Below are 18,103 nucleotides of genomic sequence, written 5' to 3'. Positions count from 1 at the left end.
ACTTAGTCGAATGTACACGATTAAGATTAAAATCAATAAAAAGGTTAAAGCCAAAACGTACCAGGTTTGTTTTTGTTTTAAATAGAAAATCGACCGCTGTAAAAGTATTAATACGCCGGCCACAGGCTGCTGGTATTCGTAGATGGTGTACTGGCGACCGGGAATGAGCCGCTCGACCTCTACCTGTCGACCCGACGGGAAAATGACGGTTGCGCTTAAAGAAGGAAAATCGCCGCTGCCCACATGTACAAGCGGCGCTCTGGAAGAAAAATACCCCGCCTGCCAGGTAACCATTCTCATCCCAAGAGAGACCGTGTCCTCTCCCCGATGTCCGGTTAAGTACACGCGGGCCCCGATGGCATCGCGGTTGCTCTTCACACCGATTAATTTTAAGAGGACGTATTTTTTGTTGTTCAAAGGATTGAGGTAAATCTGACTGAACCCTTTTTTATTGCCCACCAGCAAATCCAGATCGCCGTCCCGGTCAAAGTCGGCAGCCGAGGCGCCCGTGCTGATGTTATCCCGGCGATCGGTGTCGTAACTTTCTCCAAATCGCCCGCCGCCCTGATTCAAGTAAAGACGATTCGGACCATTGACCGTAAAAAAGATATCCAGCCAGCCATCATTGTTAAAATCCTCGCTGACCATTCCGTAAACCTGTCGTCCGATTCGGTAAAAAGGCTTTAAGGTATCCGCTGAAAACAACAGCCCGTCTCCGGCGCTTTGGTTTTCATAATAAAAAACCAGACCGTCGCGCGTGGCGACCAGAATATCCAGATCGCCGTCATTGTCCAGGTCGGCGGCCACGGCTGAATTGGAGTTGTAAGCCTTTTGCAGGGTGGGCAGGTTCAGTTGCCACCTGTGGAACAGGCCGGTTCCGTCATTTAACAGTAGATAATCCCCCTGAAACCAGTTGCAGACATAAAGATCAACATCGCCGTCCGCGTCAAAATCCGCTGCCAGGGCGCCCTGACTGGTGGCCGAATCAAGAAATTCTTCACTCCAGATCTGCTCGCGGAATGTGCCATCTTTTTTATTTAGCAGTAAACGGTTGGCATGATGTTCATCAGTGATGTACAAATCCAGAAAGCCGTCGTTGTTGGCGTCAAACCAGATGCCCTGATTGGCATCCACCACGCCGTGCAGGTTTAACAGCGGCGTTACGTCTTTAAAGCGGACATTGCCTAAATTTTTGAACAGACGAAAGGTCTTTCCCCAGCCGGCTAAAAAGAGATCGGGCAGGCCGTCATTATCGTAATCGGCAACTGAAGCGGCCAACTCCAGATTGGTTTGTCCTTTTTGCATTAAGTCGCCGCCCAGACCGGAATAAATGGTGCGGTCTATAAAAGGAATGATACCTCCGTTATTGATTAACAAACGGTTTAAATTTCGGAAACAGGTGATGTAAATGTCCGGATAGCGATCCTGATTAATATCCAGAAACGCCACGCCGTAGGCGTCGTCGATGTCTGGTATGATGCCCGTGATCAGGTTGGCCTGCAGCAAGCGGAAGGAATCGTTGCCTGGTGTAAATCCGAAAGACACCGAAATAAAGATAAACGCCAAATAAAGAGTGAAAATACGCTTCATGTTCAATAACCTGACTGACTGTAAACAAAATTTACACATGAATACCGTTAAAAACAAATTTAGAACGTCCTGTCGTTTTGAAAAAAAACGCTTCTTCAACCTGTGGAATGTTTAAATGGGGACACTGTTCTAACCATTTTTTGCCATTACTCGCCCTTTTCAGGACAGAACAGCACAGAAAGAAAGTTCGCCGACAGCAAACGGCTCGTTGAATAATCCCGCTTTCGCATTCTGACAGGAAATAAGGGAAAGATTTCTCGTCTCCCGCCGGAAGGGAATGCTCGAAATGAAAGGGACATCGGCAACGTCGGTACGTCCGGACGGCGCGGAACGTATCAAAAACCGCTCCCTGAGCGTAGTCGAAGGGAGCGCAATTGATGAAAGTTTCTTCATAATCAACGGTTGCTTCGGCTACGCTCAGCAACCGTACTCCCGCTCCCTGAGCAAAGTCGAAGGCTTGCCCTGAGCGCAGTCGAAGGCCTGCCCTGAGCGTAGTCGAAGGGAGCGCAGTTGATGAAAGTTTCTTCATAATCAACGGTTGCTTCGACTACGCTCAGCAACCGTACTCCCGCTCCCTGAGCAAAGTCGAAGGCTTGCCCTGAGCACAGTCGAAGGCTTGCCCTGAGCGTAGTCGAAGGGAGCGCAGTTGATGAAAGTTTCTTCACAATCAACGGTTGTTTCGACTACGCTCAACAACCGTACTCCCGCTCCCTGAGCAAAGTCGAAGGCTTGCCCTGAGCACAGTCGAAGGCCTGCCCTGAGCGTAGTCAAAGGGAGCGCAGTTGATGAAAGTTCCTTCACAATCAACGGTTGTTTCGACTACGCTCAACAACCGTACTCCCGCTCCCTGAGCGCAGTCGAAGGGAGCGGGAGTCGAAGGGAGCGATTGGCTTCTCTCCCCTAAGCTCCTAAACCACTAAACTCTTACACTCCTTCCCTGGCGTTATTTTTTCTTTTAAATCATCCACAAATTGGATAAATTGCTAAGAACAACAAACAAGGAGCATACCAAAATGACCCTGGCGCTTACCTTAATTGTCGGATTTTCCCTGGGACTGATCATCGGTCTGGGATTGATGTACTTCTTCATGTCCAGACAGCAAAAAACAGCCGAGCAATTGGCCCGCGAATTCCATGAAAAATCCGAGCAGCAAAAACTGCAGGAACTGGAAAGAATTATTGCCCACATGCGCGATTCTTTTGGCAATCTTTCCATGAAGGCTCTAAGGGAAAGCTCAGAACAATTCCTGAAGCTGGCCAACGAAGTATTAAAGGATCAATCGCGCCTGGGCGAAGAAAAATTGGACGGCAAAAAGAAACTAATCGATCAAACCCTGGGCCAGATGAAAGAAGAGCTTTCTAAAGTGGAAAACATGATCAAGCAAATAGAAAACGAACGTAAGCAAAGTTTCGGGCAGCTTTCGCAGCAATTAAAACAATCGGTCGAACAATCCCAGCGGCTGCAGGAGATCACCAATCAGCTCTCAGCGGCTTTAAGCCATTCGCAGGTGCGCGGGCAGTGGGGTGAGCGTATGGCTGAAGACGTGCTGCGCCTGGCCGGTTTCAGAGAAGGCATTAACTACCTTAAGCAATCTCGAGTACAAGACGCGCGCAGCCGCCCGGATTTCACCTTTTTGCTGCCCCAGAACTTAAAGGTAAACATGGACGTTAAATTTCCCCTGACCAACTACCTCAACTATTTGAACGCCGAAAACGAACAGGAAAAAGAACGCTACAAAACCCTGTTTTTGCGCGATGTGCGGGCCAGGATCAAGGAAGTTACAACGCGGGATTACATTAACCCCGCCGATCATACGGTCGATTATGTCATCGTATTCATCCCCAATGAACAGGTGTACGCCTTTATTAACGAACACGACATCAGCATTTTAGACGAGGCTCTGAGAAACAAGGTGATTCTCTGCTCGCCCATCACGCTTTACGCCGTTTTAGCCGTCATTCGCCAGGCGGTGGACAACTTCCGGCTGGAGCAAACGGCCGCCAATATTCTGTCGTTGCTTAAAGATTTTAGCAAGCAATGGGAACGCTTTAAAGAAGCCATGCAAAAGATGGGCAAAAAAATCGACGACGCCAAAAATGAATACACTAAACTGGTAACCACGCGTACCACGCAACTGGAAAGGCCGTTGCGTAAAATTGAAAACGTCCGTCTTCCGGAACAACTCCAAAGCGGGGACGCCCCATTGCTACCAGAACCAGAAAATGATGAAAGGGAGGAGAATGGTCTTTAATAAAAGGCTTACAAAAATACTGCTCTTGCTGGTTTTAAGCCTGTGCCCTTGGTCGTCCCTGTTGGCCGACGAATCCGTTCTGAAATACCGCTTAATCATTGACCAGCCGCGCCAACACATCGCCAGCGTAAGCATTCAGCTTGCCGTGAAAGAAGACACGCTCACTCTGGCCATGCCGGCCTGGTCGCCCGGCCGTTATATCATTTACAACTTTGCTCAAAATGTGTTTGACCTGCAGGTAAAAGATGAAAACAATAAACACATTCGCCCCATTTTAATAGACAAGCAGACATGGAAAATCCCGGTCGCCGGTTCACGCCAGATTACCATCCGCTATCGTGTTTTTGCCAATACACTGGACGGCACCTTTTCCAGCATCGATTCCAGCGGCGCCACCATTAACGGGAGCAGCGTTTTTGCCTACATCGCCGAAAGGATGAGCTCGCCTGTGGAATTACGCATCGATGCGCCCGACCACTGGCAGGTGGTTTGCGCGTTAGACCCGCTGGCCAAACGCGAATTCAAAGCCGCCTGTTACGACCATTTAGTTGACAGCCCGCTGGAAATGGGCAAGCTGTTTACCTACCGCTTTAAAATACAGGACAAAGATCATTTTCTGGTCTTTCGGCAGGCCATCAGGCCGGAACTGCTGAAGCCGTTTAAACGGGATTTGAAAAAAATCATCGCCTATTTTGCCGGTTTATTCGACGGTAACCTTCCCTACGATCATTACACATTCTTTTTTCATTTGAATGAAAATCTTAAGCACACAGACGGCATGGAACACGCCAACGCCAGCCGTGTTATTCTGCGGATGAATGTGGATCAGGTTAAACCAGATGCCAACAACGACGCCAATTACGACAATTTGATCTGGCTGAGCGCCCATGAATTTTTCCACGTCTGGAATGTTAAACGTTTGCGTCCGGCCGGGCTGGGGCCATTTGACTACAGCAAAGAAGTTTACACGCCGAATTTGTGGATTGCAGAGGGCTGGACCTCTTATTACGCCTATCTTGCCTTGCTGCGCAGCGGCATTTACACGCAGGAAAAATTTCTCAGCGAGCTTTCCGGGCGCATTACGCGTTATGAAAACAGCCCGGGGAAAGCATACCGCACCATGGCGGAAACATCCATTTTAAGCTGGCTGTTCAATCGCCGCATGCCTCGTTACGCCGAAACCAACATCAATCAGACCACCTACTCCTTTTATTACAAAGGGCTGATCACAGGCTTTTTGCTGGATATTCTTTTAAGGAGTCAGACGCAGTCCCCCTCAACCCTGGACGATTTAATACGTCAGATGTGGTTAACCTTTTACAAGAACGAAAAGAGCGATTATTTTCTTTCAGGCCGTGGTTACACGCAGCAGGAAGTTGAACGGATGATCATCAACATGACAGGCGAGTCCGGGCAAAAATTTCTAAAAACCGCCGTCCACTCCACCCGTCCCCTGCCTTACGAGCTTGTACAAAAGATAGGGCTACGTCTGAAAAAAGAGGGACAGCGCTATTTTCTCATCAAAGAAAAAAACAGCAATCCACAGGCCAGAGGGCTGTGGGAAAGTTTTGTGAAGCGCATCGTGACAGATTAGGAAACTTCCTTGGTAAGATCTTTCCTGCCATGGCTGGATGCGAAAATTTTTGTGCCGCTGGAGTGGTTGAATGGCTGATTAGTTGAATGGTTGAATAGGTGATTGGTTGAATAGTCGCCGGCCTGGTCATTCTGAACGGAGCGCCAGCTTCAGTCTCGAGAAATCGGGACGGAGTGAAGAATCTATACCGTTGATTAGTTGAATAGAAATTATTCGGCATTGGCGGCTTTGCTGCCCTGAATCAGCAAATTGAAGCCGATTCAGGGCAGTTCTAAAAACACCTCGCCATTTTCTTCCCGAACGGCGTAACTTTTCAGTTTTAATTTTTCATTGGTCGAAAAACTGCCGTCGTCAAGGTTAAACTTCCAGCCGTGGTAAATGCAGGTTATCTGGCCGTCTCTTACAAAACCATGGCTCAGGGGCGCGCCCTGGTGTGGGCATGAATCCTTAAAGGCCAGCAGTCGGCCCTGATGGCGAATCAAAACGATTTTTTGATCTTCCAGGGTCAGGGCAAATGGTTTGTTTTCTTTTATCTGCTCGCTGTGCGCCACCTTAATCAGCCCGGCCATTATAAAAAGATTTCCTCACCCAGTTTAAAGCCTTTTTCCGTTTCAATCACCGTTCCGGCCGGTCGAAACGGATCGTGTTCAAAAACCAGGATCCATTTTTCCCGCACGGCCTGTGGCAGCAGGCGTTTTTTCTCCTCAAGGGTAATAAGCGGGTTGTTGTCATAGGCCATGATATAGGGCAGGGGAATGTGAGAGGCCGTTGGAATCAGGTCGGCGCAGTACAGCAAAGTGCTTTTCCCGTCCGAGATTTTCGGCAGTTGCATGCCGTGCGTGTGGCCGTACATGACAAGCGTTTCAATGCCCGGCAAAACTTCACCCGGCCCATTCAATTCGACTAACAAACCGGCCTCTTCGATGGGTTTAAAGTTTTCCGGCATGTAGCTGGCGCGATCTTTTTCGCTGGGATTATTGGCCCAATACCATTGCTCGCCCTGCACATAATAGCGGGCATTGGGAAAAGTGGGTTTTAAAAGGCCATTATCCAGTCGGGTTGCCCCGCCGACATGGTCAAAGTGCAGATGCGTGATAATCACATCCGTAACCTGTTCGGGAGCGATGCCTTTTTCTGCCAGCCCTCGTTCCAGATCGTTTTGCTGCGAATCAATATTGTAAATTTTTCTCAGCTTTTCGTTCATTTTGTTTCCCACGCCGGCGTCGATTAAAATTATACGCCCATCGCCTTTAATGACCAGCGTACGTAAAGCAAGCTGAATGCGGTTTAACTCGTCGGCCGGATTGGTTTTATTCCACAATACTTTGGGCACCACGCCAAACATGGCCCCGCCATCCAGGCTAAAAATACCGCTGTTAACGGTAAAAATTTCATAAGGTCCGATTTTCATTGCTGGCTCCTAATATTTTAAATGACGATCAAACCACGATTCGGTCAGATCTCGGGCGATGGCATACGGCTCGGTGCTTTTTTCAAACGGATGCTTAATCCCGAATGTATGATTGGCGCCTTCGATAATTTCCAATCGTTTTGAATATGCCCCGCACCTTTCATGGAGCTTTTCGCTCTCTTCCGGAGACACCGTTGTGTCCTCGCTACCGTGGATAAAAAGCGTTGGCGCCTCCAGGTCTTCGATGCGATGATACAGATCGAATTTTTCTTTATTCTTTTCAAGGTCTTCCAGGTAGGTTGCGTTCATGCGCATAACCTGTCCTGTTCGTTGATTGACCACCTCTTTGTAGCCCTGCGCCTTCCAGGCCGATATCTCCTCTTCGGAATAGCGGTACAGATTGCCAACCGCCGCCCAGGTTACCACGGCGCCAATGTGCTCTTCATTTTCCTGCGCAGAAAGCAAGGCCACCGCTGCCCCGCGGCTATGGCCCAGCAGCCCGATGGCTTCCGGATTAATCACATGGTTGTCAATGCGTCCGCCTTTAATGGCATCGATTAACGTCTGAACGTCCTCTAACTCGTGCGAAATCGTATTGCGGGCAAACGCTTCCAGAGCGGTAAAATTTTTACCATCCGATCCGATGCCATTGCGCGAAAAATTGAGCGTAATGGTCACATAATCGCTAAAGGCCAGAGAAGTAGCCAGATCCGGGAAAAAGCCCCAGTCTTTAAAACCTTTAAAACCGTGCAAAATAATAATGGCTGGCGCGTCTGAAGTGCCTTCGGGATAACGAAGGTCAAAACGAATGATTTCGCCCGAAGCGTTGCGTATCGATTGCGTACGGTAAATCATAAAATCTCCAGAAAACTCATGATTTTTTACATATTTTACCTGTGGGAAATCGAAAAATATATTCGTAAGTCAAAAGATGAAGCGTTTGCGTGTAGAATTTAATCATCATATTAAAACTGTTTGATCAACCTCGAAAGCTGTTTTAACTCCTCCGGAGAAAGCTCCGGGAATGCGGGCATTTCGCCACGACCATTTTTAATAATCTCCTGAATCTGGGCTTCGGTAAACGGCGTATTTTGCAATGAAGGATTTCCGCCCTTGCCCTCGCCCCTCGCGCCGTGGCAGCTGGCACATTTTTGTAAATAAAAGACCATTGCGCCCTGGTTCTGGCTTTGCGATTGTGAAAATTGATGAACGCCTTTTTGTGCTGTCCCCGCAAACGGATCGGAAAGCAATAGATATCCGCCAACGATTAATAACGTTAGCAACATGAAAGCCAAAAACAACGTGGTCGGATTCGTTTTCACCAGAACTCCTTCAACTTAACTCATTTCAACCATAATTAAAGGATGCAATTTAACAAAAATCGCAGTAAAATCAAACATTTCGTTTGCTAAAAAAGCGTTTAATTTAAACAATGAAACGTTTACAAACGGCTATTTATTTCTTGCTTTAATTTGATCTAACCATTTTGAAATGTTATTTTAACGCAAAAGGCAAACAAGAGGCCCTGAACATTGAATAGACGAAACTTTTTAAAAAGAGGTCTGATTGTAAGCGGCGCCGTCTGGTTAAGCGGCAAAAGAGCGGTACGCGCCGCATCGCAAAAATCTAAGGTGATTATCGCGCAAAATTCGAAGGTGCTGGCTCAACAGCAGGTACGCGGCGATGTCTTGCTTTCGCTATTGGACAACGCCATGCAAAGCTATTTTGATTGCGACCATCCCGTCAGGGCCTGGCAAAAAGTGGCGCGTACCGGAGAAGTAATCGGCCTGAAAATTAACTGCCTTTCCGGCGCCGGCTCCACGCATCATGAACTGGTTGAGGCTATTGTTGAGCGCTTGCAGCAGGCGGGAATCAAACCTTACAACATCATCATCTGGGATCGATTGAATAAAGACCTGGAAGATTGCAAATTTAAAATCAACTACCGCGGTAAAGGCGTTAAATGTTTTGGCAATGACGCGGTTGGTTTTTATCCTGAACTACAGGTGTTCGGTCAGGCTGGCAGCCTGGTTAGTCGCATTGTAACCGATCTTTGCGACGGCATCATTAATGTCGCCCTTTTACGCGACCACAGCATCGCCGGCATTTCGGTCGCCTTGAAAAATATGTTCGGCGCCATCCACAATCCTAACAAATACCATCTAAACGCCGGTAATCCGTTCATTGCCGACGTGAATGCCTTTCCGATGATTCGTTCTAAAATTCGCCTGCACATTGTGGACGCCCTTGAGGGCCAGTACCACGGCGGCCCGGCCTTTATGCCGCAGTGGCGTTGGCCGTTTGCCGGGATCATGCTCAGCCAGGATCCCGTGGCCACTGACGCCGTCGCCTGGCAGATCATCGAACAAAAACGTAAAGAAAAAGGGTTACCGCCTCTTAAACAGGAAAACCGCGAGCCCCGTTACATCTTTACGGCCGGAGACGCGGAACATCGCCTGGGGCATTTTGATAAAAATAAAATAGAAACCGTTCACATTTAAAGCAGGGTGACATCCATGAGTGGTTACATCGATCAACTGCCTGAAAAAAAGACCACGCTTAATCGTCGGCAGTTTTTAACCGCCGCTTCTTCGGCCTGTGTTTTATTAGGGCTGCCCTTTAATCCCTTTTCGCGCAGTCTTTTGCTGCGGGCTGCTGGCAGCGACGATCGCTTTGTGCGAGAAGCGCGCTTTTACGAAAAATTAGCCCACAAAAAGATACGCTGTAAACTGTGCCCGCGCGAATGCGTTATCGACGATCGGGAACGCGGTTATTGCGGCGCGCGCGAAAATCGCAACGGCACTTATTACACCCTGGTTTACGCCCGACCCTGCACCTACCACCTGGATCCTATTGAAAAAAAACCATTGTTTCACTTTTTGCCGGGCAGCGCAGCCTTTTCCATTGCCACCGCCGGATGCAATTTGAATTGCAAATTTTGCCAGAACTGGCAAATTTCTCAGGTAACCCCAGAACAGGTGAATAGTTACTACCTGCCGCCGGAAAAAATCGCCGATATGGCGCGCGATTACCGGGCGCGTTCTATTGCCTATACTTACAGCGAACCCACCATTTTTTATGAATACATGTACGATACGGCTATTGCCGGTCGCCAGAGAAATATTAAAAGCGTGGTGATTACCGCCGCCTTTATTGAACAGGAACCGCTTAAAGAATTGTGCAAAGTGGTTGACGCCATTAAGGTGGATTTAAAAGCCTTCAGCCAGAAATATTACGCCGAAATTGTACGCGGCGAATTAAAACCGGTTTTACAGGCCATGCAGACTATTGTGGAGCAGGAAACCTGGCTGGAAATCGTTTACCTGGTGGTGCCCACTTTGAATGACAGCGAAAAGGAGATTAAAAATCTGGCTCAATTCGTTAAGGAATACCTGCATCCGGAAGTGCCCATTCACTTTACGCGTTTTTACCCGCAGTATTTGTTGAAAAATTTACCGCCCACGCCCGTTTCCACCCTGGAGCGTTGTAAGGCCATCGCCGACGCCGAAGGTTTAAAATATGTTTACATCGGCAATGTGCCGGGGCACTCTGCAGAAAACACCTACTGCCCGAACTGCGGCGCCATGTTAATCGAACGCACTGGTTTTCTGGTGCGGCAAATGAAGATCGCTAACAACCGCTGCCCGCAGTGCGGTCTAAAAATCCCTGGCATCTGGCAGTAATTTTGGAATTCTTCCTTCAAAAGATCTGGCGCTTTAGCGGAGGAAATACGTGACGGGGAAAGTGAAAAAGTTTAGAGGTTTAGGGGAGAGAAGGCCAACCGCTCCCTGAGCGAAGTCGAAGGGAGCGGAGCCGATGAAAGTTCCTTCACAATCAACGGTTGCTTCGACTACGCTCAGCAACCGTACTCCCGCTCCCTGAAGCAGTCGAAGGCTTGCTGTATTATTCGCTGCCTGATTTATTTCATCAACTGAATTTCCCGTTCGTAGGTTTGCTCCATCAAAACCGATGAGATTAAAAAATCGGCCGTGGCGCGGTTGCTGGCCGTGGGAATATTGTACAGCACCGCCACGCGCAGCAGCGCTTTAACATCCACATCGTGCGGCTGGGCTTCCAAAGGGTCCCAGAAAAAGATCAATACATCGATTTCTCCATCTACAATTTTAGAGCCAATCTGTAAATCGCCGCCCAGGGGGCCGCTGTTAAAGCAGTGAATGGGCAGGGCCAGCTCATCTTTAATCAGACTGCCGGTGGTGCCGGTGCCAAAAAGATGATGGCGGCTTAAAACATGTTTATTAAAGCGAACCCATTCCAGTAAATCCCTTTTACGGTTATCGTGGGCGATTAAAGCGATTCTTTTCTTTTGGGGCATGGTGCGCCTTTGCTTTTTCGACATATTTTTGCTCCATCGTGAATTTTAATTCAAAATCTACAATTTTTATGAAAATAAAATTGCATTTGTGTTTTAAATTTCAAATATTTCGCAACAATTATCAAATAAATGTAGAGCCAAAATACATTTGCCAGCGCGATGTATTTTGCATAGGTTAAAACAACCATTAAAATTGGAGAGCATCATGACCGCTGTTTTCCTCAGTATTTTTATTCTTTTAATCATCGTTTTTGCTTTTCTTTTTGAATTTCGTCAGCGCCGCCCGGACCAGATCGTTCTGGCCGATGTACAGGGTAAAATCATTAAACGCAAGGCCCGTTTTTATCCGCGTCACTTCAGCCTTGCCGTGCCGGCCACTCTTCACTCCATGGACATGGAATTTGAAAGCGAGGCGCGTGGAAAGCTTCCCGTAAAAATCAAACTAACCATTTCCACCGCCGCGGATGACGCGCATTTAACCGAGCTGGTGCGCGCCGGCGGTTGGAATTCCGCGCTGGTACAAAAGGCCAGTAAAGAATTGGGGCTTTTTGTGCAGGCGTTGACCGGAGGTTTTTGCCAGGCTCTGGAAATCGAAGAGCTGAGCAGTAAAGACCTGCAAGACTTTTTGCAAACTAATTTAATCAAAGAAGCGCAAAAATTAGGTCTGAAATTATTGGGCGTCAACGTTCAACTCATTGAACCCCTGGACAGTGAAATTGCCGAGGCCATGCAACAGCAGGAAGCAGCCCGCATTCGTGAAAAGACCGAAAAGGTCAACCAGAAAGCCCGACTCGAAGCCAGTCGTTTTCGCTTTGAAACCGATGAAAAAATCCGCCGGATGGAACACGAATTACGCCTCAAACAACTTGAACTGCAAAAAACAGAACAGCAACGGGAAGCTGAATTATCCCGCTATCAGGTAGAACAGGAGCTGGAACGGCGACGCCTGCAAATGGAGCTGGAAAAGGAAGAACTGAAAATTTTTGAACAACACCCGGAATTAATCCTGCTTTCGCCGCAAATCGCACGCCTGGCCGAGGCCAGTCAACAACTAAAAAACGCCAAAACGGTGGTCTCCTTAACCGGCGGCGATTTACAAAAAGGGATAAACGTGCTGGAAATAATCGAACAAACGTTGCAAAAGGTTTTGCAGAAAAAGACAACCTGAGTTCGCCGGACAGAAAAATGCCCCCTGCGTTAAGCAGCGCGAAACATGCCGAATTGCCAGGCATGACGTGAACAACGGCAATCATGCCCTTAAAAAAACACAGACGGAGTGTTGACGTTAATTAACAGTTCTGAGCTGTTCCTGAAATTTGAACAAACATAAAAAAACTGAACGCAAAACAATGATTCAAGATTATTTTAAACTAAAGTCTTTAAAGGCGGCCAAAGTTTCCGAAATCAGCGAAGCGACCTCTGCTGCGCCGGTCAAAGCCGAAGAACGCGTTAATTTCCACATCGGCCATCCTATTCAGGATGAAGAGTTGACGCGCGCTTTTGGGCAACTGGTTTTTCAAACGGATGAGGCCGGGGCTCTGAACGATGCGCAATCCTTTAAAAATTATTTACAAGAATTACAGCTTGACGATGATTTAATCGAAAAGATTTTGTTTGTCTTCAACAGCCTGCCCTCCTGTGTCCCTTACATGGCGCGCGGCGGGTATTCCTGGCGCAACCCAACGCCGCTGATCCGTTTTATTCAAGACTGGTTTGAAAACGGGCAGTTAGAAACGCTCCTTTATGACACAGGTCGGCAAAACGGCCAAAAAGAATTGATGCTGGGCAGCGGCGGCCTGAACGAAAATTTACGCATTCTGTTTTTTACTTTAAATCAATTCCTGGAAAGGCTTCCGGCAACCATTTTACTGTTTAACCGGCCAGAACCTGCCTGCGCCGGCGATTTTTCTGCGCTCCGTTTTCAGGTTTTACCGCAAGACGAAATGTCTGCGCTGGAATTGATTTCCCATTTTTTTAATCAACAACCAGAACGTCCGCAGTTTTTGATCCTCGGTTCAATTCCGTCAGAACATTTCCGGCGGCAGGCGCGCCAGCTTGCGCTCCAGTTCCCGCTTTTCATTGTAGAAGTTAACGACGCGCCAAACCATCTTTCTTTAGCGCGCGAGGCCCTGCTGGAACAACGCGTACTGCGCTTTTTAACGCCCGCTGTTTTCCGTCCGCAGCTTAAGGACCTTTCCATCATCATTGTCGCCGGACGCAGCGATTACATTCAACATCTGGAAACCATTCATTTTCAGTTAAAGGGAACGCCGTCCGCTCCGGAAGCCGAGCTTCTTTACTACCTTTTACAACAGAATGTCCCATCCGCGCCCTCAGCAAGAGAACAGGTTGATGCCAGCCAGAAGCCGGATTTGCCATCATTAAGAACCGCCGGCAGCCTGATCCACCGCCTGGAACGTCGCCTTGAAAATGCGTCGCGCCATCCGGCCGATCTTACAACCCGTTTGCTGCAAACAGCCCAAAGGGCGGAACATTCAGCCCAGCGCGTCATCCACCGCCGCCTAAGTTTTTCCCCTTTGCAATCTCTGCCGGACGATGTCTGGGCCGGAGAAACGGTCTGGGAGCTGATTGAAAACTTTTTTGATCGGCTTGACCATCCGCAATGGGCGCAGGCGCTGGAAGAGCGTTTTTTAGACGCTTTTGTGGCCGTTCACCCGCAATACGACCGAAACGCCTGCCTGGCAGTCAGCGGCTCGGCGCGCACGGCGCTGGGCATTTTAGGCTTCCACGGGCCGGTGAAAAAAGTCATTACCTTTGACCTGGGCTGGACGTACGAACACTGTTTTCCCCAGGTGCGCGTTTTGCCCATCAACCCCATGGAAAACTTCTCATCCGCCGAAGTCATCAAAGAAATTCAAAAATTGATTGAAAAAGACGCGGACCTTTTAACCAGCGGGGCGCTGATCATTAACAACCCGCACAATGCCACCGGAGCCTTAATTCCGCAAAAGGCGTTAGAAGAAATTTTTCGCTGGGCCATAAGCAAAGGGCTTTATTTGATTGACGACCTTTCGTACCAGAATGTCGGTCCCTGGCCGGAGCCCCGCCGCACGCCCACCGCCCGTCAGACCATCAATAAACTTATTAAAAAAGGCCTGCTGCACGCCGATGCAGTAAAACGGCTCATCACCTGTCATTCGCTCTCCAAAACCGACAGCTTTGCCGGCGCGCGCTTAACGGTGCTTGAAATACCGGATTCCTCCTTACGCAGCCAATTTGAAATTCATTTAAAAGAGATTAAACCGCACCGCCTGCCGCTGCTTATTGCCTACCTGTTTTACCGAAACGGCAGAGAAAGGGTCGAAAGTTACTGGCATTTCAGAAATCAACTGTTTGCCGAACGAATGGCCACCCTGCAACGGGCCATGGATGAGCTGCCAGGCGAACGCAATCCTTTCAAAATACGAATTCAGGCGCCGCAGGGCAGCATGTATCCTCTAATGATCATTGAGGCGCTTCCGGCAGGCATTTCACTGGATTCGCTTTCCACCATTCTGGCCAATCAGGGAATCGGCCTGGTGCCTTTAACCACCTTTGCCCGCACCGCCGCCGGTTACCAGATGGCGCGTAAAGCCTTTCGCCTGACCCTGGGCGGCCATATCAGCGGAGAAAGGCTCTACTACCAGACGCGCCGCGTGCTGATCGACTTAAACCGCATCATCGCCCAGGAAGCGAGCTTATTTCAAAAAGCGCTACTAATCTCAGAGCCCGCGCCTGTTGGCGAGCCCTGGCAACCTTTGCTTTCTCAATTAAAAGAGCTGGCTTTGCAAGAATTCGAAAAGCACAGCGCCAACGACAAACAAATGCAGGAGTCGCAAACAACCTTCCAGAGGCAATTTTTACCCGAACGCCTGCAGAGTATCCGCGCCCAATTCCACTCCCGCTTTTTCATCTGGCAGAAATGGCGGCAAAAGGACAGCGCAGAAAGGCAACGACTGCTCCGGGAAATTCTGGAAAATGAATTTTACAAAGACGACCTGAATCGCCGACAACAGCGCTTTTTTACGCGCCTTTTTGACCGGACGGTGCACCCCACGCAAATCTTTAGCATTCAGGTCGATCAACAGGCCCGGCAAATCATCGACTCTTTTTTGACTCAACAGCAAATTGCCGCAGGTCAATTACAGGCTCTGGCCCGGGCGCTTCTTAACGAATTCAAAGGCCGCTCCGTGCCCATTAACTCCATACAGGAATCGGACGAGTTGTTGCTGGATCTCGATTCGCTCAACGACGCAGAACTGCTCGCCGCATTGCAGGGGAAGGAGGAATTGCCAACCTTTCTCTCCTACTGGGGCGACTGGGACGGAAGCTCCCGCCCTTCCGGACAGGGCCACCGCCTGATTGCCGCTGTGCTGCTGAAGAACGTGGCTCGCATGGCCCGAATTCTTGAACTGCTTTTAAAACTGGAGCCGGACTTAAAAATTGACGCCGCGCTCAACGACGCCCTGGTAAGTTTTCCGCAACGCCGGAAAAAATTCTGGCAATTGCTCAATCAGATTACGCACCTGACCAATCAACTGGAAAAACGCTACCGCAGCCTGTCGCCGGCTTCGGTTCATCCTTCACGCTGGCGAAAAATCGGCATGAAACTGCATCTGGTACCCGATCCCTTAACCGTGCTCTGGCAGCACAACGATCGCCTTGAGCGCAAAATGCTGCAATTGCGGGAGCAGCGGCGCTCAAACCTGGAATACTATTTTCAACTGAACAAACAGTTGCGTAAAACCCTGCGCCAGCACCTTCATTTACTTTTAAACCATCTCGGCCATCCGGAACTATTTTACCGTTTGATCTTTTACCGCGATCTGCTAAAACGCTTTGCTTTAACGCCGCGCATCCACCAGAATATGATTACCGCCCATGATCCTTTTGCCATTGACACCACCGTTTTCAATCTAACGGAGATCAACGAACTGGGTGCGCGATTTGGCAATCCGGGGCTGATTCTGGCTCTGCAAATCAGTATGTGCAGCCGTTCCGATGCCATCATCAAGGTGGAACAAAAGCTGCGCGCCCGGCGTGAAGCCGTTTTGCGCAATGCGCCGGAATTGCCCATGCCTTTTATTCGCATCATCCCCTTATTTGAAGAAATTGACGTGGTAAAAAACATCGAAGGCTATTTAGACGAACTGTGGGCCTACGCTCAAACGCACCATTCCACCAGCCAGAGCGTGGAAAACAGGCTGCGCGAGATGCTTTGTGAAATTTTTGTAGCCGGGTCCGATTTAAGTCAGCAGGTCAGCCAGACCGTTGCTTCCCACCTTTACAAAGAAACGCGTTTCAAAGTGGTGCGCTGGCTGGCGCGCAAGGGTCTGGCCGGTCAAATTCGCCTCAAGCTGGGTAGTGGCGAACCCATGCAACGTCAGGGCGGTTTTTATGACGACCGGGGCAGCCTGCCGGCCTTTACCCTTAACCGACAGAACAGACAACGCCTGTTCAAAGAGCTGAACGCCTCTTCGGCCAGAGCCTGCGATTTTGCCGTAACGCCCCTGCGCGGCGTCATCAGTAGCGGCGATTTGCGCACCTTTCAAAGCACCATCTCTGAAAAGATACGCATGATCTCCGCCTTTGAGCGGGCCAATTTTTTGTTTCATTACAAGAACTTACAAACATATTTTGAAAAGGAGATCGTCCGTGCCAGCGAGCCTCTGGTGCAAACGCGTCTGCGCTTTGGCGAACGCGGCGAAAAAGAATTAAAACGCCTGACCCTGGGCTGGACCGACCCGCTTTTCGAAAAGTTTCTACAAATTCGAATGACCAATTTCAAGCAAATTGTGTACGGCAGAGAAGAAGACATCGTGGGCATTCATCTGGCTTCTTATTTCATCTCGCGCATGGTGCCTGCCTTCAGAGACCGGCCCACCGTACGCCCGGGCAGAATTCAGACCGGCGATGCCGGACAACGCGTCATTGAAAGACTTTCGCGTGTACTGCCCCAGGCCAAACATGGCACCATGTTGCGCGCCATCGGCCACAATCGGGCGCAAACCATGATTCTGGGCATCGCTCAGTTGACCACGGGGTTGTTCCGCGCCCTTAAGGAGTTTGTCAACGAACAACAGGGCTTGCTCAGCCCGCAATTGCTTTTGCAGGAACGGATTTTGCCCCATCTACCGGTTTACGAAATCTTAAAAGATTTGCGCCTGTACCAGGACATTGATCTGAAATTCTGGTCAAGGTTAGAGCCTTTTTTTCCGCCCGGCAATAGCGCGGTCAGTTCCCTCAGAGAAGACATGGCGCTAATCAATGAATTTATTCCTCTTTTTCAAAAGGAGCTCATTCGACGACACGGCTTACCGGTGACCGACTTTTTCGAAAATGGGCATTTTAAGATTAACCTTTTGCCTGCTCTGCGTCCTGACCTGGCCGTGTTGTTACAGCCTGATCTGTTCAATACGCGCCCGCAAAAGCTGTTTGACCAAATAGAACCGCCGCTGCCGCAACAATGGCAAATGCAGGTGCAGGAGCTGCTGGAAATTCCCGTTCAAATTACGCGCTGGCGAACAAAAATCTGGGGCTTAATCGAACAAAAGGTAGCCATGCAGGTGGAAAGTTTTGTGCAGCTGGCGCAGGCCATTATGCACCTGATGAAACAACAAAATTCTGCGGGAGAGAGTTTAAGCCAGAACTTTACAAAGTTCCAGCGGAATTTTGAACAGATATCTTCCGGTTTGCGGGCGCTTACGGACGAAAACCTGAAACAGTTTTTACTGGCCGCCCTGCAGTACCTGACCATCTCCCGCCAGGAAGGCAGCGAGGTTCCCATCCACGTGATGCGCGCTCTGCACGATGTGGAACGCATCGTTCGGATTGAAAGCCAACCTCTAACGGAAGCAGAACAGCAGGAATTGCGTTTTTACATTTTGCAAATAGCGCGTTTAACAGGCGAAAACGGTTAGCGC

11 protein-coding genes and 1 pseudogene are annotated in these 18,103 nt (G+C 49.2%); 6 read left to right on the top strand and 6 right to left on the bottom strand.

All coding sequences use genetic code 11. The features are described from left to right. Positions 1-156: 156 nt before the first annotated feature. Positions 157-1,305: pseudogene (locus Cabys_RS20790) on the bottom strand (CRTAC1 family protein); the annotation flags it as partial. A gap of 1,265 nt (positions 1,306-2,570) precedes the next feature. Between Cabys_RS20790 and Cabys_RS00440 the strand changes: the two are divergent. Together Cabys_RS00440 and Cabys_RS00435 are read left to right on the top strand one after the other, a co-directional pair. Next, a complete protein-coding gene (locus Cabys_RS00440) occupies positions 2,571-3,842 on the top strand; it encodes a DNA recombination protein RmuC (RefSeq protein ID WP_150125311.1) in 1,272 nt (423 codons plus the stop codon). Further along, on the top strand, positions 3,832-5,436 hold the full coding sequence (locus Cabys_RS00435; RefSeq protein WP_006927497.1) for a M61 family metallopeptidase: 1,605 nt from the start codon (positions 3,832-3,834) through the stop codon (positions 5,434-5,436). The genes Cabys_RS00440 and Cabys_RS00435 overlap by 11 nt, the downstream gene beginning before the upstream one ends. A 260-nt stretch (positions 5,437-5,696) precedes the next feature. Here the strand turns inward: Cabys_RS00435 and Cabys_RS00430 are convergent, their stop codons facing one another. The 4 genes from Cabys_RS00430 to Cabys_RS00415 all read right to left on the bottom strand — a co-directional run bounded on the left by Cabys_RS00430 (position 5,697) and on the right by Cabys_RS00415 (position 8,169). Further along, a complete protein-coding gene (locus Cabys_RS00430) occupies positions 5,697-6,005 on the bottom strand; it encodes a Rieske (2Fe-2S) protein (protein ID WP_006927498.1) in 309 nt (102 codons plus the stop codon). Continuing rightward, a complete protein-coding gene (locus tag Cabys_RS00425; RefSeq protein WP_006927499.1) occupies positions 6,005-6,847 on the bottom strand; it encodes an MBL fold metallo-hydrolase in 843 nt (280 codons plus the stop codon). The genes Cabys_RS00430 and Cabys_RS00425 overlap by 1 nt, the downstream gene beginning before the upstream one ends. A gap of 9 nt (positions 6,848-6,856) precedes the next feature. After that, positions 6,857-7,702 (bottom strand): alpha/beta hydrolase family protein, encoded by an 846-nt coding sequence (locus tag Cabys_RS00420; RefSeq protein WP_006927500.1) that lies wholly within the window; start codon positions 7,700-7,702, stop codon positions 6,857-6,859. 110 nt (positions 7,703-7,812) lie between these two features. Continuing rightward, complete coding sequence (locus Cabys_RS00415) at positions 7,813-8,169, bottom strand: c-type cytochrome (RefSeq protein WP_006927501.1); 357 nt, start codon at positions 8,167-8,169, stop codon at positions 7,813-7,815. Positions 8,170-8,379: 210 nt separating this feature from the next. Between Cabys_RS00415 and Cabys_RS00410 the strand changes: the two genes are divergently transcribed. After that, on the top strand, positions 8,380-9,348 hold the full coding sequence (locus Cabys_RS00410; RefSeq protein WP_006927502.1) for a DUF362 domain-containing protein: 969 nt from the start codon (positions 8,380-8,382) through the stop codon (positions 9,346-9,348). Between the two features lie 15 nt (positions 9,349-9,363). Then, positions 9,364-10,530 carry an AmmeMemoRadiSam system radical SAM enzyme gene (amrS, locus tag Cabys_RS00405; RefSeq protein ID WP_006927503.1) on the top strand — a complete coding sequence of 389 codons (1,167 nt, stop codon included), beginning with the start codon at positions 9,364-9,366 and terminating at the stop codon, positions 10,528-10,530. A 236-nt stretch (positions 10,531-10,766) separates the two neighbouring features. Here amrS and Cabys_RS00400 read toward each other — a convergent pair whose 3' ends face one another. Continuing rightward, positions 10,767-11,204 (bottom strand): methylglyoxal synthase, encoded by a 438-nt coding sequence (locus Cabys_RS00400; RefSeq protein ID WP_006927504.1) that lies wholly within the window; start codon positions 11,202-11,204, stop codon positions 10,767-10,769. A 181-nt stretch (positions 11,205-11,385) separates the two neighbouring features. On the opposite strand from Cabys_RS00400, the gene Cabys_RS00395 reads away from it, so the two are divergent. Together Cabys_RS00395 and Cabys_RS00390 are read left to right on the top strand one after the other, a co-directional pair. Then, the gene (locus tag Cabys_RS00395) at positions 11,386-12,348 is read left to right on the top strand and encodes an SPFH domain-containing protein (protein WP_006927505.1); all 963 of its coding nucleotides are present in this window, start codon (positions 11,386-11,388) and stop codon (positions 12,346-12,348) included. Between the two features lie 181 nt (positions 12,349-12,529). Further along, a complete protein-coding gene (locus tag Cabys_RS00390) occupies positions 12,530-18,100 on the top strand; it encodes a pyridoxal phosphate-dependent aminotransferase (RefSeq protein ID WP_006927506.1) in 5,571 nt (1,856 codons plus the stop codon). The last annotated feature ends 3 nt before the right edge of the window (positions 18,101-18,103 follow it).

It is taken from the genome of Caldithrix abyssi DSM 13497 (genome assembly GCF_001886815.1).
Lineage (GTDB): Bacteria > Calditrichota > Calditrichia > Calditrichales > Calditrichaceae > Caldithrix > Caldithrix abyssi.
The sequence above is the reverse complement of the archived record's forward strand: the minus strand, read 5'-3'. Positions and strand labels throughout refer to the sequence as shown.